The organism is Rhodoferax sp. BAB1 (assembly GCF_013334205.1).
Lineage (GTDB): Bacteria > Pseudomonadota > Gammaproteobacteria > Burkholderiales > Burkholderiaceae_C > Hylemonella.
On record NZ_CP054424.1, the window covers coordinates 137,569 to 161,635 of the forward strand.

Sequence of the window (24,067 nt, forward strand, 5' to 3'; positions counted from 1 at the left end):
CAAGCAGAGTGGGAATTTCCAATGCGTGTGAAGCGCCGGGCAGCAAGCCCTACTGGCCGGCCTGGTTGGCGGGCCTCGCCCTGGGCGTGGTGCTGCTCTTGACCTTCATCCTGACCGGCCATGGCCTGGGCGCCACCGGTTTCACCACCCGTCTGAGCGCCTGGCTGGGCGACATCGCCGCGCCGCAATGGACGCTGGCCAACGACTACCTGGGGCCCCTGGTCGAAGACGGCGCCGTGCTGTCCTCGTGGATCAGCTGGCAGGTGGTCGGGGTCTTCCTGGGGGCCCTGCTCTCGGCCTGGCTGGCTGGCCGTCTGGCCTGGCGCATCGAAGGCGCGGCCAGCGCCGGGCGCACCGGCCGTCTGCTCAAGGCCCTGGCCGGTGGCATCCTGGCCGGCATCGGCGCGCGCATCGCCGCCGGTTGCACCAGCGGCGTGGGCCTGTCGGGCGCGGCCGTGCTCAGCGTGGCCGGTTTTGTTTTCCTCGGCGCGTTCTTCGCCGCCGGTCTGATCGCCGCGCGTCTGAGCGGCGGGGGTGTTAAATGATCGAGATGTTCTTCGCCATCCTGCTGGGCCTGGGCTTCGGCTTCGTGCTCGAGCGCGCCGGCTTCGGCAGCGGCTGCAAGCTCACCGCCCAGTTCCGCCTGAGCGACTGGTCGGTGTTCAAGGTCATGTTCACGGCCATCGTCTTCACGGCGGTTGGCCTCTACGGACTGGAACTGGCCGGCCTGGTCGAGGCCAGCGCCCTGTACGTGCCCATTCCCTACCTCTGGGCCATCGCCGCCGGCGGCGCGCTGATCGGCGCCGGTTTTGCCGTGGGTGGTTACTGCCCCGGCACCGCCGCCGTGGGCCTGATGACGGGCCGCATTGACGCCATCGTCTTTTTCCTCGGCCTGCTAGTCGGCACCTTCGTTTTTGCCGGCTTCTTCCCGCAGTTCGACGCGCTGACCACCGCCGGCGAGTTCACCCAGGGTGACCGCCTGCCCGAAGCCCTGGGCCTGCCCGAGTGGCTGGTGCTGGCCGCCCTGGTGGGCGCCGCCGTCGGCGTGTTTTATCTCGGCGGCTGGTTCGAGCGCCGTGCGCGCGCGGCCGGCCGGGTCTGAACCATTTTTTTCAGGAGAACGATCCATGAAACATCCCCGCAATACCCTGGCCCCGCTGGTCTCGGCCCTGGCCCTCGCCCTGGGCGCCGTGCCGGTCGCCGCCGTGGCGCAGTCGGCCGACACCCCGGCCCGCGCCGCCAATCCCTGCGCGGGCAACCCCTGCGCCGGCAGCAAACGCCGCAGCCGCGCCGACAACCCCTGCAGTGGCAATCCCTGCGCCGGCTCCAAGCGCCGCAGCCGTGCCGACAACCCCTGCGCGGGCAACCCCTGTGCGGGTTCCAAGCGCCGTCGCAGCGGGGATGACAATCCCTGCGCTGGCAAGAAGCGCTGATTTCGCCAGCCATGTCCGCTGCTGCCCAGCGAGTCGATACCGGGCGCGCCGCGCACGGTGCGCTGGCGCGGCAACTGCGCCTGGCGCGCCAGGGGCGCTCCATGCTGTTTCCCTTCATCGGGCGCAGCCGGCGTTTCGAGATCTGGGCGCACTACCCGCGCCACGATGCCGTCGACAGCAGCGGCCGCTGGCAGTTCTATTTCCATGTCCACGACCGCGCTGAAAAAGACAGCGCCCGCCACCCGCAGGAGCATGGCCACATCCACCTCTTCCGCCGCAGCCCGCAGGGCAAGTTGACGCACTTCGCCGGCCTGGCGCTGGACGCGCGCGGCCTGCCCCTGTGCTGGTTCGCCACCAACCAGTGGGTGACCGGCGAGCGCTGGGCGGACGCGGCCTCGCTGGTGCGCGAACTGGCCCACTTCGAGCTGCGCCTGCGCGGCCCGCTGAGTGGCGCCGGCCTGTGGCTGGGCGACATGGTGCGTTTTTATGCCACGCCGCTGCGCCAGATGCTGGAGCAGCGCGATGCCGCCCTCGAGCGGCATTGCCGCCGCCATGACCAGACCCGGGCGCAGGCCTGGGCCGACCGGCGCGTGGCCGTCTGGAGTTCCCTTCCCGTGAACTGGCCGCAGGACGCCTTGTCGGCGGCCGGGCCCCTGACTCAATGATTCTTAAAAGGAGATGCAGATGAAGACTCACATCCGTTACTTTGCAGGCGCTGCCCTGCTGGGCCTATCCCAGTGGGCCCTGGCCCTGGACGTGCCCGGCCCCGTGGTTGATGGCGCCTGGCTGGAGCAGAACCGCGCCGAGGTCACCGTGCTGGACGTGCGCGCCAACCCCAAGACCTTCACGCTCACGCCCGAGTTCGAGACCGACAAGAAGACCGGCAAGAAATTCCTGGTCGATCTCGGTGGCCACATCGACGGCGCCGTGCTGGTGGACAACAAGAAGGTCCGTATGGACCGCAGCATCAACGGCGTCAAGCTCAAGTCCATGATTCCCGAGCGCGCCGATTTCGAGAAACTGGTGCGCAGCTGGGGTGTGTCGGCCGGCCGTCCCATCGTGATCGTGTCCGCCGGCATGGAGCCGCTGGACTTCAACGACGCCGCCCGCCTGTACTGGCAGTTCAAGGTCTACGGTGAAGACAACATCGCCGTGCTCAACGGCGGCACCGCCGGCTGGATCGCCGAGGGCCGTGCCGTCAGCACCGACGCCGTGAAGGCGACCGAAGGCAACTGGGCCGCCAAGGCCGACCGCAGCGCCGCGCTGCTGGCCACCTCCGACGACCTGGCCCGTGCCCAGGCCGACAAGTCGGCCCAGCTGATCGACGCCCGCGACGACGCCCACTACCTGGGCCTGAGCAAGAGCAGCAGCACCAGCGCCGCCGGCCATGTGCCCGGCGCCAGGAACGTCTACACCGGCCTGATGTCCACCCAGGGCGGCGACGCCGCCCGCCTGCTGGCCGCCGACACCTACCGCGACGTCTTCAAGCTCAGCGGCCTGGACGCGCAGGCCTCCGCCATCGCCTACTGCAACACCGGCCACCAGGCTTCCGGCACCTGGTTCGTGCTGTCGGAGATCGTCGGCAACAAGAACGCCAAGCTCTACGACGGCTCCATGCACCAGTGGACCCTGGAGAAGCGCCCCACCGTGGCGGTGTCGCTGGCCAAGTAAGCCGAAGCCCGGAGGCGGGCGCGCCGCGGTATAAACGCCGCATGCTCGCCCTGCTCCAACGCGTCCGACAAGCCCGCGTCGAGGTCGATGGTCACACCATCGGCCAGATCGACGCGGGCTTAGCTGTTCTGGTCTGCGCCGAGCGCGGCGATACCGAGGCCATCGGCGACAAGCTGCTGGCCAAGATCCTCAAGCTGCGCATCTTTGCCGACGAGGCCGGCAAGATGAACAGGAGCGTGCAGGACGTGGGCGGCGGCCTGCTGATCGTGAGCCAGTTCACCCTGGCCGCCGACACCACCGGCGGCAACCGCCCCGGCTTCGGCAACGCCGCCCCGCCGGACGAGGGGCGCCGGCTGTACGACTACTTTGTGGAACAGGCTCGGGCCGCGTATCCAGTCGTGCAGACCGGGCAGTTTGCGGCGGACATGCAGGTGTTTCTGGTCAACGACGGGCCGGTGACGATACCGATGAGGGTGGTTGCCAATTAAACCAATAGGGGAGGTGGCTATGAATGATCGTCCAGCGAAGTTATACAAGTACGAACGAATCGACGCACAAACCCTTAGAAACCTGAAAGCGCAATCGATCTACTTTGGGTCGCCTCGAGGATTTAATGACCCCTACGATTGCGCTATAGCCCCCAATATTAGACAGCCGACGAACGAAGAAGTTGAAAAAGTTCGGGCACTTTACCTGCAGGACAAAGAGCTTACGGATCAGCAAAGAAGGGAGCTAGTTAATTTGGCTGTTGAGAAGCTTGCAAAGCTACTGCATAAAAGCTCAGTAAGTGCGTTCAAAGAGCAGATAGAAAATTTTCTGACAACCCGAGGGGTGGCGTGTTTTGCAGAGTCGCCAGACAACTTGTTAATGTGGGCGCATTACGGCGGGAAGTACAAAGGTATGTGCCTTGAGTTTGATACTTCCTATGAGCCTTTTACGAAAGCAAGGAAGGTTGCGTATTCAAAATCACTGCCAGAGGTGAGCCCGATGGCGATACTAGATTCTGTTATTGAAACCAACGGAACCGATCATTTGATGACGCCATATTGCACCAAGTCTGAGTCGTGGGCTTATGAGAAAGAATGGCGTGCTTTTCATATGCAGGCAGGAACTTTGTATGGATACAAATCGGAAGCGCTCACCGGAATATATTTCGGTCCTGACGTTGAGCCGGAAATGAGGGAAATTATCTGCCTCGTTTTAAGAGGGCAAAACGAAAAGGTTGCGTTCTACGAGGGGCGGCGAAGCGCGACAGAATTTAAGGTGGGATTTCAGCGGTTTACCTACACCAGCTACTTGGTGGCTAAGCAGATGGGACTTCGAGAATAGACAGCTGGTAAGCTGTCTTTACTCGTACGGATTTCCGTACCCCATCCCCTCCATCAACAAGACCTCCAGCGCCTCCATCTCTAGCGCATCGACCTCATCGGTCTCGTGCTCGTAGCCTTGAGCATGCAGGGTGCCGTGCACCAGTAGGTGGGCGTAGTGCTCTTCCAGGGGCTTACCCTGTTCCTTGGCTTCTTTCGCCACCACCGGCGCGCACAGCACCAGGTCGGCGCTGACCACGGGCTCGAGCGCGTAGTCGAAGGTCAGCACATTGGTGGCGTAGTCCTTGTGGCGGTACTCGCGGTTCAGGGTGCGACCCTCGGCCGTGCCGACGATACGCACGGTGATCTCGGCGGGGCGCAGCAGCGCTATGCGTGTCCAGCGCGTGACACGGGCCTTCGTCAACAGCTTCTTGTGGCTGTCCGGCACAGCGGCGCCGAACTGCAGGGACAGATCCAGTTCAGGCAGCCCGTTCACAGCGAATCTCCCGGCTTGCGCTGTTTGTCATAGGCGTCGACGATGCGCGCCACCAGCGGGTGGCGTACCACGTCGGCGCTGGTGAAGCGGCAGATGGCGATGCCCTTGACGCGTTTGAGCACGCGCTCGGCGTCGATCAGGCCGCTGAGCTGGGTCTTGGGCAGATCGACCTGGCTCACGTCGCCAGTGACCACGGCGCGCGCGCCGAAGCCGATGCGCGTGAGGAACATCTTCATCTGCTCGGGCGTGGTGTTCTGCGCCTCGTCCAGGATCACAAAGGCGTTGTTCAGCGTGCGCCCGCGCATGAAGGCCAGAGGCGCGATCTCCAGGGCGTTGCGCTCGAAGGCCTTCTGCACCTTCTCGTAGCCCATCAGGTCGTAGAGCGCGTCGTACAGCGGGCGCAGGTAGGGGTCGATCTTCTGCGTCAGGTCGCCGGGCAGGAAACCCAGGCGCTCGCCGGCTTCCACGGCCGGGCGGGTGAGCACGATGCGCTGCACCGCGCTGCGTTCCAGCGCGTCCACGGCGCAGGCCACCGCCAGATACGTTTTTCCGGTGCCGGCCGGGCCGATGCCGAAGGTGATGTCGTTGCCGGCGATGCTCTCCAGGTAATGGGCCTGGTTGGGCGTGCGCGCGCGCAGCTCGTGGCGGCGGGTCTGCAACACCTCACCGTCTTCCGTCAGCGGCATGGAACTGTCGCCCGCCAGCAGGAGTTGCACGATGGCGTCGTCGATGGGCTTGGTCGCCATCTCGTACAGGGCCTGCAGCACTTCCATGCCGCGCTGGGCCTGTTTCTTGGCGCCTTCCACCTTGAACTGCTCGTGGCGGTGGGCGATCTTGACGTTGAGCGCGGCCTCGATGGTGCGCAGGTGTTCGTCGGCGGGGCCGCACAGGCGGGCCAGGCGGGCGTTGTTGGGCGGGGAGAAGAGGTGGCGCAGAATCAACTGATAATTCCTTCAAACTTTCCTCAATGATAGGCGCCCCATGATCGGCAGGCTTTCCGGCACCCTCCTCGAAAAGAACCCTCCCCAGGTCCTGGTGGACTGCAACGGCGTGGGTTACGAAGTCCAGGTGTCCATGAGCACCTTCTACAACCTGCCGCAGCTGGGCGAGAAGGTGGCCCTGCTCACGCATTTCGTGGTGCGCGAGGACGCTCAGCTGCTCTACGGCTTCGGCACGGCCGTCGAGCGCGAGGCCTTTCGTGAACTCATCAAGATCTCGGGCGTGGGCCCGCGCACCGCGCTGGCCGTGCTCTCGGGCATGAGCGTGGGCGAACTGGCCCAGGCCGTCAGCCTGCAGGAGGCCGGGCGCCTGGTGAAGGTGCCGGGCATCGGCAAGAAGACGGCCGAGCGCCTGCTGCTCGAACTCAAGGGCAAGCTCGGGGCCGACCTTGCCCAACCCGGCGCGCAGCCGGGCAGCGACGCGCAGGCCGACATCCTGCAGGCGCTGCTGGCCCTGGGCTACAGCGACAAGGAAGCCGCCGCCGCGCTCAAGGCGCTCCCGAAGGACGTGGGCGTGAGCGAAGGCATCAAGCTCGCGCTCAAGGCCCTGGCGAAGTAGGCTCCAAGCTCAGGGACGCCCGCCCGGCGCGATCAGCACCGCGTCGCGCACGGGCCGGCCGTTGCGGGACTGCAGGGGCCGCGCATTGTTGGCATAAAGCTGGCCGAAGAGGCGCAACTGCTCGGCGCTGATGCTCACCGGCTGCTTCAGGATGAGCCAGAGCACCCCCTCGGTGCAGGGCGGCGTGGTCAATGAGCCGATGTACTGGTAATAACGCTGGTCGCGCGGCAGGATCTCGCCCACGTGGATCAGGTCCGCCGGCAGCGGCACGCTGTCCTTCACGTCCAGCGGCATGTGGGTCCAGACCTTCTGGATCAGCGGGTTGGCCGCGCCTTCTTCCAGCAGCACGGCCAGCACGGCGAGCTGGCCCGTCTCGTTGCGGTGCACGAAGTGGACCACCATGGGATAGACCCGGCTGTTGATGCGCTCCTCCGCCGGGTGGTGGAAGTGGAACTGCAAGAGCTTGTACGTCTGGCCGCGCACGGTGAGGCTGTTCTCACCGCTGAGCTGGACTTCGATGCTGTGGCCGGTGTTCGTGACCGTGCCCGTGCTGGGGACGTGGCGGAACTCGATGGCTTCGGCTGGGCCCTGGAGGGTGTCGCTGTCCTCGATGGGGATGGGTGACTGGCGCTGACCGCTGGTGCAGGTGGCGTAGTCGGGCTTGAGCTGGGCCCAGTGGGCCGGGCCACCTTCGCCCGCGTAACTCCAGGGAATATTCTTGAAGGCCGGGGCAGCCGGCTTGGGCGGGGAGGCGGGCCGCTGCTGGCGGATCACGATGCCGGGTTCGCGCTGCGGGTGGTCCACCGGGTTGAGCGGTGGCGGCGAGCCCGGGGCCAGGCCGCCGCGGCTGCTCTTCTCGTCGATGATGAGGTTCAGGCGCTTGGTCCTGGGGTCGCCTCGGCTCATGGCGTCGCGCAACTGGGACTCGATGTCGGTACGTGTGCCTTCCACACGCGCTGGAGCCGAAGCCGCAGGCGCAAGGGGCGGGGCCACGGCAGGCACCGGTGTGGGGGCTGCGGGTTCGGGGTCGGCTGCACGCACGCCGGCCACGCCGCCGGCCAGCAACAGGGCCAGCAGGGTGAGGCGGGCCGTGGGCAGGGGGCGGGTGATGGGCGTCATGGGCAGTCTCATGGATTTCGTCTCTCCTCCATCCTATCGGCACAAGGGGTTGATTACTTGAGGTCGGCTATAGTCGGAACAGCTGTGCCAGACCGGTATAGCGTTGACTTACTTCCCCCAGCTTTTCCATTCCGGCCGTGAGCATCCAGACCGACGATTTTGAAATGCCCTCCGGCCCGCGTGTGGTCTCGGCCGCGCCCGTTTCGCCCGGCGAGGAGGCCATCGAACGCGCGCTGCGGCCCAAGCTGCTCGACGAATACGTGGGCCAGGCCAAGGTGCGCGAGCAGCTGGAGATCTTCATCGGCGCAGCGCGCAAGCGTGAAGAGGCGCTGGACCACGTGCTGCTGTTCGGCCCGCCCGGCCTGGGCAAGACCACGCTCTCGCACATCATCGCGCACGAACTCGGCGTCAACCTGCGCCAGACCAGCGGCCCCGTGCTGGAAAAGCCCAAGGACCTGGCCGCGCTGCTGACCAACCTCGAGCGCAACGACGTGCTCTTCATCGACGAGATCCACCGTCTTTCTCCGGTGGTGGAGGAAATCCTCTACCCCGCGCTGGAGGACTACCAGATCGACATCATGATCGGCGAGGGGCCGGCCGCGCGCAGCATCAAGCTGGACCTGCAGCCCTTCACCCTGGTGGGCGCCACCACCCGCGCCGGCATGCTGACCAACCCGCTGCGCGACCGCTTCGGCATCGTGGCGCGGCTGGAGTTCTATTCGGCCGAGGAGCTGGGCCGCATCGTCACGCGCAGCGCCGGCCTGCTGGGTGCGCCCATGGACCCGGAAGGCGGCTTCGAGATCGCGCGCCGCTCGCGCGGCACGCCGCGCATTGCCAACCGCCTGCTGCGCCGTGTGCGCGACTACGCCGAGGTCAAGGGCACGGGACGCATCACGGTGGAGATGGCGCACAAGGCCCTGGCCATGCTGGACGTGGACCCGCAGGGTTTCGACCTGATGGACCGCAAGCTGCTGGAGGCCGTCATCCACCGTTTCGACGGCGGCCCCGTGGGCCTGGACAACATCGCTGCCAGCATCGGCGAGGAAGCCGGCACCATCGAGGACGTGATCGAGCCCTACCTGATCCAGCAGGGTTTCCTGCAGCGCACGCCGCGCGGGCGCATCGCCACGCTGGCGGCCTACCGGCACCTGGGCGTGACGCCGCCCAAGACCGACGGCAGCCTGTTCACCGAATGAAGGCGCTGCGTCGCCTGGGCGCCGGGGGCCTGCTGGCTGCGCTGTCGCTCACGGCCCAGGCCGAACTCAAGCCCGAATGGGAGCTGGGGGCCGGTGTGGCGGCCATCGATTTCCCGCTCTACCGCGGCGCTGCCGACCGGCGCGCTTATGTGCTGCCCACACCCTATGTGCAGTACCGCGGCGAATTCCTGCAGGTGGACCGCGAGCGCGTGCGCGGCCTGCTGTTCCGGCGCGAGCGGGTGGAGCTGGACATCAGCGTCAACGGCTCGGTGCCCGTGAGCAGCGAGGACAGCAGCGCGCGCCGCGGCATGCCCGACCTGGACCCCACGTTGGAGCTGGGGCCGGAACTGCAGCTGCATCTGTATTACGACGAGCGCCGCCACACCAACCTGGACCTGCGCCTGCCGCTGCGGCCGGTCTTCGCCGTGAACTTCGGGCGCTTCGACCATGTGGGCTGGCTGGCCCATCCGCAGCTCAACCTGGACCTGAAGAACGTGCTGCGCAGCGGCTGGAACCTGGGCCTGCAGGCCGGCTGGCTCTACGGCGACCGCGGCTACCACGCCTATTTCTACGACGTGGCGTCGCCCTACGCCACGGCAACGCGCCCGGCCTACAGCGCTCCGGGCGGCGCCTCGGGCCGGCAGTTCATTGCCGCCCTGAGCCGGCGCCAGGGGGATGTCTGGATGGGCGCCTTTGCCAAGTACGACGACCTGCGCAGTGCTGCCTTCGCCGGCAGCCCGCTGGTGCAAAAGCGCGAGGACTATTCGGCCGGTTTCGCGATCGCCTGGGTCTTCGCCAAGTCACAGAAGCTGGTCGAGACCAGCGACGATTAGGGCCGGCTTGCCAGCAGGCCGCGCACGATCAGCACCTGGGCGATGTAGTAGGTGGACAGCACCCAGAGCTGCGAGAGCGGCAGCGGTGACACGAACTTGTTGAGCGCCAGCAGGGTGTCGCTGAGCATGAAAAAGACCGCACCCACGGCGACCCAGACGGCCGGCTGGTCACGCAGCACCGTGGCCCGGCCGATGGCCTGCGCCGCCATCAGCGCGATCACCCCCACATAAGCCGCCACCGGCCCGCGCAGGCCGGCGGGCAGGCCGCCGAACCAGAGCACGCCATACATCACGGCAGCGAAGCCCAGGGGGAGGAGCAGCGCGGCCCGGCTCGGAAACCACGCCTGGCCGCGTTTGAAGACGGCGATGTAGGCCAGGTGGGCACAGAGGAAACTGAGCAGGCCGGGGATGAAAAAGCCTGGAACCATCAGGAAGACGTCACCGGCCAGCGAGCCCACCAGGGCCAGCTGCAGCGGGACCGAGAATTTCAGGGGCAAGGTGAGCGCTACTAAAACAATAGCAATCAGCATCGTCAGCGGCTTGAACACGCGGTGCAGTTCCAGCAGGCCGGTGGCCGCGCAGGCGGTGGACAGCGCCGCGGCTTCGATGAACAGCACCTCGGTCATGGAGAGGCGGCCCTGCAGCACGGCGCCGGTGCACCAGAGCACGGTGCTCAAGGCCGCCAGCCAGACCACGGATTGCGCCAGCGGCAGCGTGTCCGCAAACCAGAGGAAGAGCACCACGCCGCCCAGCAGGGCCAGGAAGTGCAGGCCGCCGAACCACAACACGGTGCGAGTGGCCGGCGGGTCGTAGCGCTGCAGGCGGTTGATATCGAATGCGGGTTTGGGAAAACGCTCGGCCACATCGGTCGGGCGCCAACCCGGGGGCTTGAACCAGACGCGCAGCTTGTCGCTCCAGCGGCGCGCAAACCAGCTGTCGTGCAGCAGGCCCCAGTAGACCTCGGCATTCGCCCAGAGCGGGTCCCAGCTGTTGAGCGGGCTGCGCGTGCCGTAGACGCAGCTCTCGTCCTCTTCCTTGAAGCTGCCGAAGAGCCGGTCCCAGACGATGAGGATGCCGCCGTAGTTGCGGTCGAGATACTTGTCGTTGACGGCGTGGTGCACGCGGTGGTTGGAGGGGCTGCAGAACCAGCGGTCGAACCAGCCCAGCTTGCCCACGTGTTCGGTGTGGACCCAGAACTGGTAGAGCAGGTCGATCAGCGCGACGATGCCGAAGACCAGGGGCGGCACCCCGGCCAGGGCCATGGGCAGGTAAAAGACCCAGCCCAGCAGCGCGCCGCTCGATGTTTGCCGCAGCGCGGTGCTGAGGTTGTAGTCCTGGCTCTGGTGGTGCACCACGTGCGCGGCCCAGAACACCGCCACCTCATGGCCGGCGCGGTGCAGCCAGTAGTAGCAGAAGTCGTAGAACACCAGGGCGATGACCCAGCCGTACCACTCCATCCAGAAGTCGTCGTTGTGCCACAGCGCCACCCAGCCGTAGACCGCGGTGTAGATGCCCACCCGCAGCAGGCGCGTGAGCACGGCGCTGATCTGGCTCAGCATGCCCAGGCCGATGCTGTTGATGGCGTCGTTGAGGCGGTAGGTGTTGCGGCCCTTCGCGACCCCCCAGGCGTACTCGATGGCGATCAGCAGCAGGAAGACGGGGGTGGCGAGGACGATGATCTGGCTGGGGCTCATGGCGCCATTTTGCGGAAGTTCAGTACTCGCCGCCCTTCGCAAGAACCCTGATATGGGCTTATTTGGCGCCCGCCGCTAGCAGCATCTTCTCCATCGAGCCATAACCCCGTGCGCGCGCCAGGGCCAGCGGTGTCTGCCCCATGCGGTCCTTGAGTTGAAGGTTGGCGCCGGCCTGGATCAGGGCCTGGAGCGTGGCCTGGTGGCGCTTGCCGCCGTCGCCGAGCACGATGGATTCGATGACGGCTGTCCAGTGCAGGTTGTTCACATGGTCCAGCGGCGCACCGGCGGCGATCAGCTGGCGTACCACGCCGTCGTGGCCCAGATGGGCGGCTGCTATCAGGGCCGTACCGTCGTAGCGGCTGGTGGTCTGGCCGGCCTTGGCGCCGAGCTGCAGCAGCAGTCGCAGCGTTTCTTCGTCGTCCGCGACGGAGGCGATGGTGACGGTGTCGTAACGGTCGTTCTCCAGCAGGTTCAGGTCGGCGCCGGCCTGGGCCAGGGCCTTGATGGCGGCGCGTTGGCGTGCGTAGGTGGCGACGTGCAGGGGCGTGCGGCCATAAGGGTCGCGTGCGTTGAGTTGGGTTTTGTTTGCAGCAGCTATGAGCTGCTGCAGACGCGGCAGGTCACCCACCCAGGCAGCTGCATGCAGGCCGGTGTAGGCCGCGGCTTCGGCCGGTGAGGGTGGCACCTGGGCCTGCGCCGGCAGGCTGGCGAGCGTCGCCAGGCCTGCCAGGGCCAGCAGGGAGATACCGAGGAAGCGTCGAATAGACATGTGAGTTCTCCTCTGCTGTGCATTGTGCTTACTTCAGCTGGTCCTGCACCTTGGCGATGGCGGCCACGGCGCATTGTTCGTCCAGGTGGCCGCCGGGTGCACCGCCTACGCCCACGGCGCCGATGACTTCATTGCCCACTTTCACGGGCACACCACCGCCGAGCAGCAGGTAACCGGGGATGCTGCCCAGGTTGGCCGCAGCGGGGTTCTTCTGCGAGGCTTCCATGATGGCCAGGGTGGTGTTCTTGGCCGAGGCCGAGGTGTAGGCCTTCAGGCGGCTGGCTTCCAGGGTGTGGGGACCGGCGTTGTCGGCACGCTGCACGGCGCGCACGGTGCCGGCGCGGTCCACCACGGTGGCGGCCACGTTGTAGCCGGCGGCGGTGCAGGCGGCCACGGTGGCGCTGGCGATCTGGTTGGCCAGTTCCAGGGACATGTTCTTTTCGATGCGCACGGATTGCGCGCTGGCGAGGCCGGCAACGAGGCTCAGGACGAGGACCGAGGATTTGGTGAAGGTGGACATGTGCAGTGCTCCTGTGAGGATTTGGGGTCTGGTCCGGCGCCCGCCGAACCATGGATGCACTGTAGGAAAACGAGGCGCGCGCCGCCATGCGGTCGGCTACGCGCGGGGCTCCGTAGAACTACGGAGAGGCCTCGACCAGGGCCGCGTAGGCGCGGATCAGCTGGGCCAGGGACTCGGCCTGCAGCTTGGCGAAGAGGTGGGCGCGGTGGGTTTCGACCGTGCGCGGCGAGAGGTCGAGCGCGCGGCCGATCTCCTTGTTGGTCAGGCCCGCGACGATGAGGCCCAGCACCTCACGCTCGCGCTCGGAGAGCTGGGCGTAACGCTCGCGTGCCAGACGGTCGGCCTGGTGCCGCTCGCGCGACTTCACGTGTTGTCTGACGGCCTGCTGCAGGGCTTCGAGCAGTTGTTCGTCGTTGACGGGTTTTTCCAGGAACTCGGCGGCGCCGGCCTTGAAGGCGCGGCGGCACATTTCCACCGTGCCGTGGCCCGTGAGCATAAGGATGGGCTGGTCCACGCCCTGGGCGATCAGCGTGTCCAGCAGACTCAGGCCGCTGATGCCGGGCATGCGCACGTCCAGCACGATGGCGCCTATGCCCTGGCGGTCGAACCCGGCCAGAAAAGTGTCAGGCCGGTCCCAGGTCTGCACCCGCAGGCCCACGGTGGAGATCAGCAGGGCCAGGCTCTCGCGCACGGCCGCGTCGTCGTCGATCAGGTGGATCAGCGGGGACTGGGGTGCGTTCATGCGTGGGCCAGGGGCAGATGCAGGCAAAAGCGCGTGCCGCGCGGGGCCACCACGCTCACGCTGAGTTGGCCGGCCATGCCGGTGGCCAAGGTTTCGCACAGGCTGAGCCCCAGACCCAAGCCGTCCTTGCGCGTGGTGTAGAAGGGCTCGAAGATGTGCGGCAGCACCTCGGGGGGATGCCTGGCCCGCTGTCGGCCACGGCCAGCTCGCCTTTGCCGTCCTGCTGCTGCAGGCTCAGCGTGAGATGGCGTTCGCCGGCAGGCACCTGTTCCAGGGCCTGCAGCGCGTTCATCAGCAGGTTGTGCACGATCTGCTCCAGCGCCACCGGTTCGGCCAGTACCTGCACGTTGGCATGCGCCTGCACTTCGGGTGTGACCCCGCGGCGCTGGCATTCGGGCTCCAGCAGATACAGCGCGCGGTGCAGGGCTTCGTTCAGGCTCAGCGCTTGCACGTGCGCGCCGGGGTCGGGGCGTTCCACGCTGCGGCGCAAGCGGCCCAGCACCTCGGCGGCGCGGCGGGCCTGGGCGCTGGCTTGCTCCATGGCACCGCGGGCCGTGGCCAGTTCGGGCGGGTCTTCGGCCAGCAGGCGTTGTGCCGCTTGTGTGTTGGCCAGCACGGCTGTGAGCGGCTGGTTCAGTTCATGGGCCATGCCGGCGGCGAGTTCACCCAGGGTGTTGAGCCGGGCCACCTGGCCCAGGCGCAGCAGGGCCTGGCTGCGTTGCTGTTCGGCACGCTGTTGCAGGTACTGGCGCAGCAGGGTCAGCACCGCGGCCACGGCCAGCGTCCAGAGCAGCATACGGGCCCAGGGCAGCTCGGCCCAGCCCACACGCTGCTGCGCCACGACTTCAAAAGGCTGGCTCTCGGCGGCCAGCTGCTTGCGGAATTCGAAGAACCAGCCCGAGCTCTGGTCAACGTTGACGCCTGGCTGCAGCACCATCTGCTGCCCGCCATATTCCAGCGCCACGCGCACCGGGCTGCGCTCGCGTTCCATGGGCCAGTCGTTCCAGGGCGCCAGCGCACGCAGGTCCAGGGTCAGCACAAAGCTGCTGGGCGTGGCTGCCATCAGCAGTTGGTAACGGCCAGCGCCGAAGTCCACCGCGCCCAGGGCCGGACGCTTGCGTAGCCGCGATTCGGCTTCGATGCTGGTCAGCTTTGCATCCGCCCACGTCTGACCCGGGTTACGCCGCTGTACGGAGAGGATCTGCGGGTACAGCGCGGGCAGGCGCTGCTCGGGCGCGCCGGCACGGGGGCCGGCGGCCGGCGGCTGCAGCAGGGCCAGCGTGTCCATGATGGCGTCGTGCTGCACCACACGCTGGCTCAGCAGGCGGTGCACGATGCGGGCGTTGGTCTCGAAGGCCTCGAACTGGCGGGTCAGCTCCAGCCGTGCCAGGACCACGGCGCCGGTGGCAGCGAGGACTGCGCCGCCCAGGAGCCAGAGGAGTCGATGACGCAGGGCGGCGGCGGGCATGGTGAGACCTGGTGCCCGGGATCAGTCCAGGCAGCCGCGGGCATCCACCCGGATCAGCTCGGCGACGCTGCCGGCTTGCAGGCCGCCGCGCACGCCGATCAGCCAGTCGTGCAGATTGACGGTGGGGTCGCAGTGGCCGGGGATCAGCCAGAGCGTTTCGCCCAGCGCGGGCAAGGGGGCCGAGCTGGTGGCCCGCAGGGTGGTGTGCTCGTCGTTGCAGCCGGTGGCTTCGAGCACTTCGCCGTGCACGCGGGGCAGGCCCGATTCGATGGCGTGGCTTTTGTGGCCGGCGTCCACCACCACGTGGCCAGCGCTGACGCTCATGACCTGGGTCTTGACGAAGAGCGCGTGCTCGAATTGCGGTTGTGACGTGTCGACCTCGTTGCGCGCGTAGTCGGCGTCCATGAAAAGGTAGGAGCCGGCTTGCAGTTCGCCGAAGACACCGCTGGTGGCTTCCAGACCGAAGGTGCCGCTGCCGGCGCCCGTGACCAGCGGCAGGCTCAGGCCCGCGGCCTCGACAATGCGGCGAGCCTGCTGCACGCGGGCGATCACCTCGTCCAGCGCGGCGCGGCGCTCGGCCACGGTGCGCAGGTGCTGGGCGCGGCCGTTATAGGCCTGCAGGCCAGCCAGGCGCAGGGCGGGGTGGCGGGCGATGGCCTGTGCGAGCGGCAGCACGTCGGCGGGTTCGGCGACACCGCAGCGTTTCTGGCCCACGTCGAGTTCCACAAACACATCGATCAGGTTCTCGCCGCTGCCCATGGCCTGCGCCAGGTGCGCGATGCCCAGCAGGCTGTCCACCGCGATGGCCAGGCGGCCACCGCGTGCCTGCAGGCTGCGCGCCAGGGCCGCCACGCGCTGCAGCTTCGGGTGGGCGATGACTTCATTGCTGATGTAGAGGTCGTTCACGCTGGCGGCGGCCAGGGCTTCGGCCTCGGAGGTTTTCTGCACGCACAGGCCCACGGCGCCGGCCTGCATCTGGCGCAGACCCAGAGCGGCGCTCTTGTGCATCTTGGCGTGCGGGCGCAGTTTCACACCGTGCGATTTGGCGTAATCGGCCATGCGCTGCAGATTGCGTTCCATGGCGTCGAGGTCGACCACCAGGGCCGGGGTGTCGATGGCGGCGACGCTCTGGCCGATCAGGTGTTGCAGGCGATGCGGGGGGGTGTCAGGTGCTGATTTCATCGAGCGAGTTGTCTTCCAGGTGCGAGGTGTCGGCCCAGCCCACCAGGGACAGACCTTCAGGCGTCCAGAGCAGGCGGTTCACGGCGGTGTTGCCGAGCTGCCAGGTGCGCGGGGCCTGCAGGTCCTGGCCGGTGGCAGCGCGGTAGAGCTGGTCCATCACGCCGCCGTGCGCCACCAGCACGATCTGCTGGCCCGGATGGCGCGCGGCCAGTTCGCGCAGGGTGTGCGTGATGCGCTCGCGCACCTGCAGCAGCGACTCGCCGCCGGCGGGTGCCCAGTGTGGTGTGCGTTTGCGCCAGTGTTCGGATTCCTCGGGCCAGGTCTGTTCGATCTCGACGTAGGTCTTGCCTTCGAAGATACCGAAGCCGCGTTCGCGCAGACCGGTGTGCGTGGCCAGCGGGGCGCCGGTGGCGGTGGCGATGGCCCGCGCGGTGTCGTGGGCGCGTTGCAGGTCGCTGCTGTAGACGGCGTGGATGGTGTCGCGCACGGCCAGGGCGCGCGCCAGCCGTGCGGCTTGCCAGCGGCCCGTGTCGTTGAGCGGGATGTCCAGGTGGCCCTGGATACGCGTGTCCACATTCCAGGCGGTTTCACCGTGGCGGATGGCGAGGATGCGTGTGGTTTTGTCCATCCTGGGGGGCAGGTTCAGCGCGGAATCTCGACCTTCACACGGCGCGCGCCGGCCGGCGGATCGGGAAAGTCTTTCAGGGCCGCGGCCAGCACCGCGCGCAGGATGTTGTAGCGGTCGTTCCAGGGCCCTTCGTGCAGGGCGCTGGTTTCATAAACGACCTGGTTGTTCTGGAGATCACGCAGCAGCAGGGTGGCCTCGTGGCGGTACTGGCTGGGCGGTGGGAAACGCATGCCCACGCCGGTACCGATGCCTATGCCCAGGTTGCCCGTGCCGATCATGATGGAGCCGCCCACACGCGGTCCGCTGTAGGGGCGGCCCCAGTCATCCACGTAGAAGGATTCCATGCGGGTCGTGATCTGCACGCTGTAGCGCGGGTTCTTGTCGTCGCGCACCAGGCCCACCTCGGTCAGTTCGGCCTCGGCGATGGCTTCCACCGTATCGGTCTCGACAGGATCGGTCTGCGAGGGCAGGCGTTCGAAGCGGTAGCGCGCACCGGCCTCGATGGCCGCGCCGCCGGTCGGTATGGCGGCCGTGGCGCGCACCTGGGATTCGACCAGCCGCAAACCCGAGCAGCCGCCGAGCAGCAGCGTGAGGGATAGCAGAAAGAGAAGCCGCTTCATTTTTACAGCGTCACCACCTGCACGCCGCCGGGCAGGCCGGGTGCAGCGGGCAGTTCTTCCTCGTCGAAGGCCAGGTCGCCGTTCGCGTCGGGCACGCCGGTGGCCTTCAGGTTCCTGAAGTCGTGCAGTTTCGCGTCCATCAGGTGCGAGGGCACCACGTTCTGCAGCGCGGTGAACATGGTCTCCAGCCGGCCGGGGAACTTCTTGTCCCACTCGCGCAGCAGGTTGCCGATCTGCTTGCGCTGCAGGTTCTCCTGGCTGCCGCACAGGGTGCAGGGGATGATGGGGAAAGCCTTGTGCTCGGCCCAGCGGATCAGGTCCTTCTCGACCACATAGGCCATGGGCCGGATCACGATGAATTCGCCGTTGTCGCTGGTGAGCTTCGGGGGCATGCCCTTCAACTTGCCGCCGAAGAACATGTTGAGGAAAAAGGTCTGCAGCATGTCGTCGCGGTGGTGGCCCAGGGCGAGCTTGTTGCACTTGAGCTGGCGCGCCACGTTGTACAGGATGCCGCGGCGAAGACGGCTGCACAGGCTGCACATGGTCTTGCCCTCGGGGACCTTCTCCTTGACGATGGAATAGGTGTCCTGGGTCTCGATGTGGAACTCGATGCCCAGCTTTTTCAGGTACTCGGGCAGGATGTGGTCGGGGAAACCGGGTTGTTTCTGGTCCAGGTTGACGGCCACCAGGGTGAAGTCGATGGGCGCACGGGCCTTGAGCTTCATGAGGATGTCCAGCATGCCGTAGCTGTCCTTGCCGCCGGACATGCAGACCATGACCCGGTCGCCTTCCTCGATCATGTTGTAGTCCATGATGGCCTGGCCGACGTTGCGGCACAGGCGCTTTTCGAGCTTGTGCGTTTCGCGCTCGATCTTCAGGGCCTTGTCATTGCTGACGGCCGGTTCATTGTCTATCCAGACGGCACTCATCATTCACTCCATGGGCCGGTAGCCCGCTGGGGGTCAGAGCCCCCGTTCACTTGTTTGGTTCCGCGTTCACCAGATGCCGGTTTCGGCGCGGATGGCGACTTCGCAGTCGTCGAAGATTTCCAGTTTGACGATCTTCACGCGCACGCCGATCACGCCGGGCAGCTGCAGCAGGCGGTCGGCCAGCTTGCCGATCATGCTTTCCAGCAGGTTCATGTGCTCGGAGCGGCATTCGTCGATGATGATCTGGCGCACCTTGCGGTAGTCCAGCACGTGGTTGATGTCGTCGTCGTGCGGGCGCAACGGCTGCGGGCCGAGGTTGAGCTCGGCGTCGACCTGGATGGGCTGCGGGGCGGCCTTCTCGTGGTCGAGGATGCCCAGGTTGGCGTCGAAGCGCAAACCGGTGAGCGTGAGGATCTGGGTGCCTTTGGTCATGACGCGCTGCGCTTACATCATCGAAAAGTCGCGCGAAAAGCGCAAGAGGTGCTGGCCGCCGTCCACCAGCAGGGTGGTGCCGGTGATGGACGCGTTTTCCAGCGCAAATTTCACCGCGCCGGCCACGTCTTCGGGGGTGGAGGAGCGACCCAGCGGCGAGAGCTTGTGCAGGGCTTCGAACTTCTCCGGGCTCAGGTACTCGCTGGTCAGCGTCAGGCCGGGCGCCACGCCCACCACACGTACGTCGGGCGCCAGGGCCATGGCCAGCATGGTGTTGGCCGCTTCCAGCGCCGCCTTGGACAGGGTGTAGCTCAGGAAATCCGGGTTCTGGTTCCACAGCTTCTGGTCCAGCAGGTTGACCACGACCCCCTTGCCCGAACGCTCCCGCACATGCGTGTTCAGGGCCTGCGCCAGCAGGATGGGCGCGCCCGTGTTGGCGCGCAGGTGCTTTTCGAGCGCGGCGTAGCCGAAGGTCGCGGCACTGTCGTGCTCGAACAGGGCGGCGCTGTTGACCACCGCGTCGACCTGGCCGAAATGCGCGACCACCCGCGGCAGCAGCGCGCGCACGGCGGCCTCATCGGCCAGATCGGCATCAAAGGCGGCGGCCGCAGTGAGCAAGTCGCAGTCGGCCACGGTCAACATGGCCTCGTCCACCGAGCCGCGGTAATGCACGGCCACCTGCCAGCCGGCCCGGGCCAGGGTGAGCGCGATCTCGCGGCCCAGGCGTTTGGCCGAGCCGGTCACGAGCACGGTGCGGGCGGGGGAGGACATTGGAGGAGAATCGAGGGTCTGTTCACGCCATTTTTACATGTGCGAACGCGGTTAAAAAAGCGCCAATCTAGGCGCGCGACGACGCTCAGGCTAAAGCCTGAGCTAGGAGTGCAACAACGAGTGGCGCTTTTTTAACCCCGTTCCCTTCGGGTTGCGGCCAAAAAGGCCATGCGGGGTGTTGCGCAGTCTAGCCGGAGATGACTCCGGCGGCGACTGCGCGCCTACCGCATGGCTTTTTTGTTCCGCAACGCATCATGCAAAAATGGCGTGAACAGACCCTTATGAATACAGCCGACAGTTTAACGACCACCCTGACATCCCGCATGGTGCAAGCCGTCCAGGCGGCCGGGGGCTGGATCGGCTTTGACGATTTCATGAGCCGGGCCCTGTACACGCCGGGCCTGGGTTATTACGCCAATGACCTGCGCAAGCTCGGCCTCATGCCGGGTTCGGGCAGCGATTTCGTGACGGCGCCCGAACTCTCGCCCCTGTTCGGCCGTGCGTTGGCGGTGCAGGTGGGCCAGGCCCTGCAGCACACCCAGACCGACGAGGTCTGGGAGTTCGGCGCCGGTTCCGGGGCGCTGGCCCTGCAGTTGCTGGAAACCCTGGGCGAGCAGGTGCGCCGTTACACCATCGTCGACCTGTCGGGGGCGCTGCGGGTGCGCCAGCAGCAGGCCTTGCAGAAATTTGGCGACCGTGTGCACTGGGTCAGTGAACTGCCGGCCACGATGCAGGGCGTGGTGGTGGGCAACGAGGTGCTGGACGCCATGCCCGTGCAACTGCTCGCACGTGGTGGCGGCCTCTGGTACGAGCGGGGCGTGGCGCTGGCCGGTGATCGCTACGTCTGGGCCGACCGGCCGACGGCGCTGCGCCCACCCGTGGAGCCCGCCGGCGGGCACGATTACCTGACCGAGATCCATCTGCAGGCCGAGGCCTTCATCCGCACCCTGGCCGAGCGGCTACAGCGCGGCGCGGCCTTTTTCATCGACTACGGCTTCCCCGAGGGTGAGTACTACCATCCGCAACGCCATATGGGCACGGTCATGTGCCACCGCGGTCACCAGGCCGATGCCGATCCGCTCACCGACGTGGGGCTCAAGGACATCACGGCCCACGTCAACTTCACCGGCATCGCGCTGGCCGCGCAGGAGGCAGGCCTGTCGGCGCTGGGGTACTGTTCGCAGGCGCGTTTCCTGCTCAATTGCGGCCTGGCCCAGCTGATGGAGCAGGCCGAACTGCCGGCGCGCGCGCAGGCCCACAAGCTGGTCATGGAGCATGAGATGGGCGAGCTGTTCAAGGTCATCGGCCTGTGCACCGGCGAGCCCTGGTATGCCACGGGGTTTTCCGCCGGCGACCGTACCCACACACTCTGAATCCGACACACACCATGTTCCGCTGGCTGCTCGTCATCTTTTTCATCCTGCTGCTGGTCAACGCGGTCACGCCCTGGTTCAAGAAGATCGGTTTCGGCCGCCTGCCCGGTGACCTGAACTTCACGCTCTTCGGCCGCGAGTTCAACCTGCCTTTCACCACCACCATCCTGCTGAGCCTGGTGGCCGCGGGCATTGCGCGCTTCATCTGAGAGGCTGAGAGCAAATTGCCCATGGCCGCTCATCCCTCTCAAACGCCCCCACTCGGCGTTGCAAATGCTCGCCGTAGCCCGAGCTACGGCTGTGCTTTGCGCCTTGATTGGGAGCGTTTGCGTGGCCTGCTCGACCACGGTCAATTCACTCTCAGCCTCTGAGCCGGGCTTGAAACGGATACCCCTGCCCCCATACTGAGGGTTAGAAAGGGTTCACCATGAGCGAAACGCGCCACATCGTCTGTCCGCATTGCCACACCACCAACCGCGTCCAGGTCGTGGACTTGGCGAAGGCACCGGATTGCGGCAAATGCCATCAGCCCCTCTTCGCCGGTCAGCCGGTGGCGCTGGACGCGGCCTCTTTCGAGCGCCACATCGGCCGCAGCGAGCTGCCGGTGCTGGTGGACTTCTGGGCGCCCTGGTGCGGCCCCTGCCGCATGATGGCGCCGGCCTTCGAGCAGGCCGCGGCCCAGCTGGAGCCGCAGGTGCGCCTGGCCAAGGTGAACACCGAGGACGAGCAGGCCCTGGCGGCGCGCTTCAACATCCGCAGCATTCCCACGCTGGCGCTGTTTGTGGGCGGCCGTGAAGTCGCGCGGCAACCGGGTGCCATGACCTCGCCGGCCCAGATAACCGCCTGGGTGCGCCAGCACTTGCGCTAAGCGGGCGCCTGCTTCAGGCCTCGATGGTCCACACGCGCGTACAGGCGCGGCAGCGCACCTCGGTGTGGCTGTTGCGCCTGTCTTCACTGACGATCTCGAAGCGCGCATAGGTGCCGCAGTCCGGACAGTTAGCCTGGTTGGCCACTTCCTCGGCATGCATGAGCAGGTAGAGGTAACGTCGAAGCGACCACAGGCCGATGGCGCCACTGGCGATGAAAAGCAGCACGTCGAGCAGCTTCTCGCCCAGGCTACCGCCCTGGAAGACCTCCAGCATGCCGATCAGCGCGATGCTGCACAGCAGGGTCAGCAGCAGGTGGGCGTGGCTGGAGAGCAGCTCGCGTTCGTACCACTTGCGAAAGCCGAAACGGCGCACGCCTTCAGCCAGAGGTGGGTTGAAGGGATTGCGGGGCGGCACGGGCATGCAGTCATCATGCGGCAGGCGCTGCGGCTTTGCCGGCGCGTCAAAGCAGCCGACTGCCGCAACGGGTTATTGGCTGTCCAGGCCCAGATGCTGCGCCACGGCCTGGGCACGGGCCGTGTGAATGATCTCACCCACCTTCTTGCCGCTGTGCCCCTGGGCCATGGCGTGCTCGGCGATGGCCTGCGTGGGCAGGGCCAGCACGGTCTCCAGCACACCCTGCAGGCGTGTCGCCTGCGGGTAGGGTTCCGCCTGCAGGCCCAGGCGGCCGCGGGCGTCGCACTCGCAGGCCAGCAGCACTTCGGCAAAACGCTGCGGCTTGCGGATGGCGTCGCAGCGCTCCAGCAGGCGCACCAGAGCGGCGGCGCCCAGCGTGCCGCTGCGGTGGATGTTGCCGTGCTCGCGCGCCACCACGTCGGCCAGTTCTGCGCAAGCGATGGGCACACGCAGGCGTTCGCACAGGCTTTTCAGGAGCCGGGCGCTGCGCTCCTCGTGGCCAATATGGCGCGGCAGCAGCTCTTCGGGTGTGGTGCCCTTGCCCAGGTCATGGCCCAGGCAGGCGAAACGCACGGTCAGCGGTGCGTTCAGTTGGGCGGCCATGTCCAGCACCATCATCAGGTGCAGACCGGTGTCGATCTCCGGGTGGTGCTGTTCGGGCTGCGGCACGCCCCAGAGGCGGTCCACCTCGGGCAGCAGTCGTTTCAGCGCGCCGCAGGTGCGCAGCACGTCGAACATGCGCGAAGGCTGTTCTTCCATCAGACCGCGACTGAGCTCCTGCCAGACACGCTCTGCCACCAGGTGGTCGACCTCGCCGTCGTCCACCATGTGCTGCATCAGTTCCATGGTCTCGGGCGCCACCGTGAAATCGGTGAAGCGTGCGGACAGACGCGCCACGCGCAGGATGCGCACCGGGTCCTCGCGGAAGGCCGGCGTCACGTGGCGGAACACCCGGTGCTCGATGTCGCGCTGGCCGTGATAGGGATCGGTCAGGTGCGTGGCATCAAAAGAGCCGTCGGGCCGGCACTGGCTGCTGTGCACGGCGATGGCGTTGACGGTCAGGTCGCGCCGCGCCAGGTCTTCCTCCAGCGTCACCTCGGGCGAGGTGTGGATGGCGAAACCCTTGTAACCGCGCGCCGTCTTGCGCTCGGTGCGCGCCAGCGCGTGCTCTTCCTTGGTCACCGGGTGCAGGAAGACCGGGAAGTCCTTGCCCACGGGCACGAAACCCTGGGCGACCATCTCCTCGGGGGTGGTTCCCACCACCACCCAGTCGTGGTCCTGGACCGGCAAGCCGAGCAGGGCGTCGCGCACGGCGCCACCCACCATATAGATCTGCATGGCCTGCAGTCTAGCGTTTGAGCCGGTAGGGCTCTTCGAAAGCGCGGAAGTCGGCCTCAGCGCGGGCGTCGGCGATCCACGCCGCCACGCCGGACAGCGCCGCCACGCGCTCCACATAGGCGGCGATGGCCGGCGGCACCGGCAGGGCGTAGGTCTTCAGGCGCATGCAGACCGGGGCGAAGTAGGCGTCGACGATGCTGAAGTTGCCGAACAGCAGCGGCCCGCCGTGGGCCTGGAGCAGTTCGCTCCACATGGTCACCAGACGCTCTACATCGGCGCGCACGGCGGGCTGGTCGCGCCAGATCAGGGCCCCGGTGTCGGGCAGCAAGGCCTCGATGTTCATCGTGCAGTGGCTACGCAGGGCGCTGAAACCGGCGTGCATCTCGGCGCAGACGCTGCGCGCGCGGGCGCGGGCCGCCTTGTCCTTGGGCCAGAGCTGTTTCTCGGGGAATTGTTCGGCCAGGTATTCAGCGATGGCCAGGGTGTCCCAGATCACCAGCGCGTCGTCCTGCAGCACCGGCACCTTGCCCGTGGGCGTGAGGCCCGCCAGGGCCTGCTTGAACTGCGAGCCGGCATCGAAGGCATCGAAGCGCACCAGCTTTTCCTCGAAGGGGATGCCGGCCTGGCGCAGCAGCACCCAGGGCCGCATGGACCAGGACGAATAGTTCTTGTTGCCGATGGTGAGCTTGAGCATGGCCTCTCCTGT

At 66.9% G+C, this 24,067-nt stretch carries 29 protein-coding genes and 1 pseudogene; 13 read left to right on the forward strand and 17 right to left on the reverse strand.

Annotated features, from left to right (window positions below; all coding sequences use genetic code 11):
• Positions 1-8: 8 nt before the first annotated feature.
• The 7 genes from HTY51_RS00620 to HTY51_RS00650 are packed head-to-tail and all read left to right on the forward strand — an operon-like array spanning position 9 to position 4,433.
• Positions 9-545, forward strand: a complete 537-nt coding sequence (locus HTY51_RS00620; protein WP_254606941.1) for a YeeE/YedE thiosulfate transporter family protein — start codon at positions 9-11, stop codon at positions 543-545.
• The gene (locus HTY51_RS00625) at positions 542-1,102 is read left to right on the forward strand and encodes a YeeE/YedE thiosulfate transporter family protein (protein ID WP_174250915.1); all 561 of its coding nucleotides are present in this window, start codon (positions 542-544) and stop codon (positions 1,100-1,102) included. Before HTY51_RS00620 ends, HTY51_RS00625 begins: the two co-directional genes overlap by 4 nt.
• Positions 1,103-1,127: 25 nt before the next feature.
• Positions 1,128-1,433, forward strand: a complete 306-nt coding sequence (locus HTY51_RS00630) for a hypothetical protein (RefSeq protein ID WP_174250810.1) — start codon at positions 1,128-1,130, stop codon at positions 1,431-1,433.
• An 11-nt stretch (positions 1,434-1,444) separates the two neighbouring features.
• Positions 1,445-2,098, forward strand: coding sequence for a hypothetical protein (locus HTY51_RS00635; RefSeq protein WP_174250916.1), 654 nt, complete (start codon positions 1,445-1,447; stop codon positions 2,096-2,098).
• Positions 2,099-2,117: 19 nt separating this feature from the next.
• Complete coding sequence (locus HTY51_RS00640) at positions 2,118-3,104, forward strand: sulfurtransferase (RefSeq protein ID WP_174250917.1); 987 nt, start codon at positions 2,118-2,120, stop codon at positions 3,102-3,104.
• A 41-nt stretch (positions 3,105-3,145) separates the two neighbouring features.
• Positions 3,146-3,592, forward strand: coding sequence for a D-aminoacyl-tRNA deacylase (gene dtd, locus HTY51_RS00645; protein ID WP_174250918.1), 447 nt, complete (start codon positions 3,146-3,148; stop codon positions 3,590-3,592).
• Positions 3,593-3,611: 19 nt separating this feature from the next.
• Positions 3,612-4,433, forward strand: coding sequence for a DUF2971 domain-containing protein (locus tag HTY51_RS00650; protein WP_174250919.1), 822 nt, complete (start codon positions 3,612-3,614; stop codon positions 4,431-4,433).
• Between the two features lie 18 nt (positions 4,434-4,451).
• Here HTY51_RS00650 and ybeY read toward each other — a convergent pair whose 3' ends face one another.
• Positions 4,452-4,907, reverse strand: a complete 456-nt coding sequence (ybeY, locus tag HTY51_RS00655) for an rRNA maturation RNase YbeY (protein WP_254606942.1) — start codon at positions 4,905-4,907, stop codon at positions 4,452-4,454.
• The gene (locus tag HTY51_RS00660) at positions 4,904-5,848 is read right to left on the reverse strand and encodes a PhoH family protein (protein ID WP_174250920.1); all 945 of its coding nucleotides are present in this window, start codon (positions 5,846-5,848) and stop codon (positions 4,904-4,906) included. The genes ybeY and HTY51_RS00660 overlap by 4 nt, the downstream gene beginning before the upstream one ends.
• A gap of 40 nt (positions 5,849-5,888) precedes the next feature.
• Here HTY51_RS00660 and ruvA point away from each other — a divergent pair, with 40 nt between their 5' ends.
• The gene (gene ruvA / locus HTY51_RS00665; protein WP_174250921.1) at positions 5,889-6,464 is read left to right on the forward strand and encodes a Holliday junction branch migration protein RuvA; all 576 of its coding nucleotides are present in this window, start codon (positions 5,889-5,891) and stop codon (positions 6,462-6,464) included.
• A 9-nt stretch (positions 6,465-6,473) separates the two neighbouring features.
• Here ruvA and HTY51_RS00670 read toward each other — a convergent pair whose 3' ends face one another.
• Entirely contained in the window at positions 6,474-7,595 is a 1,122-nt protein-coding gene (locus HTY51_RS00670) for a carbonic anhydrase (RefSeq protein WP_174250922.1), read from the reverse strand.
• A 125-nt stretch (positions 7,596-7,720) separates the two neighbouring features.
• Here HTY51_RS00670 and ruvB point away from each other — a divergent pair, with 125 nt between their 5' ends.
• Complete coding sequence (gene ruvB, locus HTY51_RS00675) at positions 7,721-8,779, forward strand: Holliday junction branch migration DNA helicase RuvB (RefSeq protein WP_174250923.1); 1,059 nt, start codon at positions 7,721-7,723, stop codon at positions 8,777-8,779.
• The gene (locus HTY51_RS00680; protein ID WP_174250924.1) at positions 8,776-9,612 is read left to right on the forward strand and encodes a MipA/OmpV family protein; all 837 of its coding nucleotides are present in this window, start codon (positions 8,776-8,778) and stop codon (positions 9,610-9,612) included. Before ruvB ends, HTY51_RS00680 begins: the two co-directional genes overlap by 4 nt.
• On the opposite strand, the gene HTY51_RS00685 is transcribed toward HTY51_RS00680, so the two are convergent.
• The 11 genes and pseudogenes from HTY51_RS00685 to HTY51_RS00735 all read right to left on the reverse strand — a co-directional run bounded on the left by HTY51_RS00685 (position 9,609) and on the right by HTY51_RS00735 (position 19,367).
• Positions 9,609-11,306, reverse strand: a complete 1,698-nt coding sequence (locus HTY51_RS00685) for a lysoplasmalogenase family protein (protein ID WP_174250925.1) — start codon at positions 11,304-11,306, stop codon at positions 9,609-9,611. The genes HTY51_RS00680 and HTY51_RS00685 overlap by 4 nt on opposite strands.
• A 58-nt stretch (positions 11,307-11,364) precedes the next feature.
• Positions 11,365-12,075 carry an ankyrin repeat domain-containing protein gene (locus tag HTY51_RS00690; protein ID WP_174250926.1) on the reverse strand — a complete coding sequence of 237 codons (711 nt, stop codon included), beginning with the start codon at positions 12,073-12,075 and terminating at the stop codon, positions 11,365-11,367.
• A 28-nt stretch (positions 12,076-12,103) separates the two neighbouring features.
• A complete protein-coding gene (locus HTY51_RS00695; RefSeq protein ID WP_174250927.1) occupies positions 12,104-12,595 on the reverse strand; it encodes a heme-binding protein in 492 nt (163 codons plus the stop codon).
• Between the two features lie 118 nt (positions 12,596-12,713).
• Positions 12,714-13,337: a response regulator transcription factor gene (locus tag HTY51_RS00700; RefSeq protein WP_174250928.1), complete on the reverse strand. Its 624-nt coding sequence runs from the start codon at positions 13,335-13,337 to the stop codon at positions 12,714-12,716.
• Positions 13,334-14,805: pseudogene (locus HTY51_RS18815) on the reverse strand (sensor histidine kinase). Before HTY51_RS18815 ends, HTY51_RS00700 begins: the two are co-directional and overlap by 4 nt.
• Before the next feature lie 21 nt (positions 14,806-14,826).
• Positions 14,827-15,987, reverse strand: a complete 1,161-nt coding sequence (locus tag HTY51_RS00710) for a DSD1 family PLP-dependent enzyme (protein WP_174250929.1) — start codon at positions 15,985-15,987, stop codon at positions 14,827-14,829.
• Complete coding sequence (locus HTY51_RS00715) at positions 15,971-16,615, reverse strand: histidine phosphatase family protein (protein ID WP_174250930.1); 645 nt, start codon at positions 16,613-16,615, stop codon at positions 15,971-15,973. Before HTY51_RS00715 ends, HTY51_RS00710 begins: the two co-directional genes overlap by 17 nt.
• Positions 16,616-16,629: 14 nt before the next feature.
• Complete coding sequence (locus HTY51_RS00720; protein ID WP_174250931.1) at positions 16,630-17,235, reverse strand: DUF4136 domain-containing protein; 606 nt, start codon at positions 17,233-17,235, stop codon at positions 16,630-16,632.
• 2 nt (positions 17,236-17,237) lie between these two features.
• Positions 17,238-18,164: a tRNA 2-thiocytidine(32) synthetase TtcA gene (gene ttcA / locus HTY51_RS00725; RefSeq protein WP_174250932.1), complete on the reverse strand. Its 927-nt coding sequence runs from the start codon at positions 18,162-18,164 to the stop codon at positions 17,238-17,240.
• Positions 18,165-18,230: 66 nt separating this feature from the next.
• A complete protein-coding gene (locus HTY51_RS00730) occupies positions 18,231-18,596 on the reverse strand; it encodes a dihydroneopterin aldolase (protein ID WP_174250933.1) in 366 nt (121 codons plus the stop codon).
• A gap of 12 nt (positions 18,597-18,608) precedes the next feature.
• The gene (locus HTY51_RS00735; RefSeq protein ID WP_174250934.1) at positions 18,609-19,367 is read right to left on the reverse strand and encodes an SDR family oxidoreductase; all 759 of its coding nucleotides are present in this window, start codon (positions 19,365-19,367) and stop codon (positions 18,609-18,611) included.
• A gap of 323 nt (positions 19,368-19,690) precedes the next feature.
• Between HTY51_RS00735 and HTY51_RS00740 the strand changes: the two genes are divergently transcribed.
• The 3 genes from HTY51_RS00740 (at position 19,691) to trxC (ending at position 21,608) form a co-directional block, all read left to right on the forward strand.
• Positions 19,691-20,740 carry a class I SAM-dependent methyltransferase gene (locus HTY51_RS00740; RefSeq protein WP_254606943.1) on the forward strand — a complete coding sequence of 350 codons (1,050 nt, stop codon included), beginning with the start codon at positions 19,691-19,693 and terminating at the stop codon, positions 20,738-20,740.
• Positions 20,741-20,754: 14 nt separating this feature from the next.
• Entirely contained in the window at positions 20,755-20,949 is a 195-nt protein-coding gene (locus HTY51_RS00745; protein WP_174250936.1) for a DUF2905 domain-containing protein, read from the forward strand.
• Between the two features lie 218 nt (positions 20,950-21,167).
• Positions 21,168-21,608 carry a thioredoxin TrxC gene (trxC, locus tag HTY51_RS00750; protein ID WP_174250937.1) on the forward strand — a complete coding sequence of 147 codons (441 nt, stop codon included), beginning with the start codon at positions 21,168-21,170 and terminating at the stop codon, positions 21,606-21,608.
• Between the two features lie 13 nt (positions 21,609-21,621).
• On the opposite strand, the gene HTY51_RS00755 is transcribed toward trxC, so the two are convergent.
• The 3 genes from HTY51_RS00755 to HTY51_RS00765 form a co-directional block, all read right to left on the reverse strand.
• Positions 21,622-22,029 (reverse strand): hypothetical protein, encoded by a 408-nt coding sequence (locus HTY51_RS00755; protein WP_174250938.1) that lies wholly within the window; start codon positions 22,027-22,029, stop codon positions 21,622-21,624.
• A 66-nt stretch (positions 22,030-22,095) separates the two neighbouring features.
• Positions 22,096-23,361 (reverse strand): multifunctional CCA addition/repair protein, encoded by a 1,266-nt coding sequence (locus HTY51_RS00760; RefSeq protein ID WP_174250939.1) that lies wholly within the window; start codon positions 23,359-23,361, stop codon positions 22,096-22,098.
• 10 nt (positions 23,362-23,371) lie between these two features.
• The gene (locus HTY51_RS00765) at positions 23,372-24,055 is read right to left on the reverse strand and encodes a glutathione S-transferase family protein (RefSeq protein ID WP_174250940.1); all 684 of its coding nucleotides are present in this window, start codon (positions 24,053-24,055) and stop codon (positions 23,372-23,374) included.
• Between the last annotated feature and the right edge of the window lie 12 nt (positions 24,056-24,067).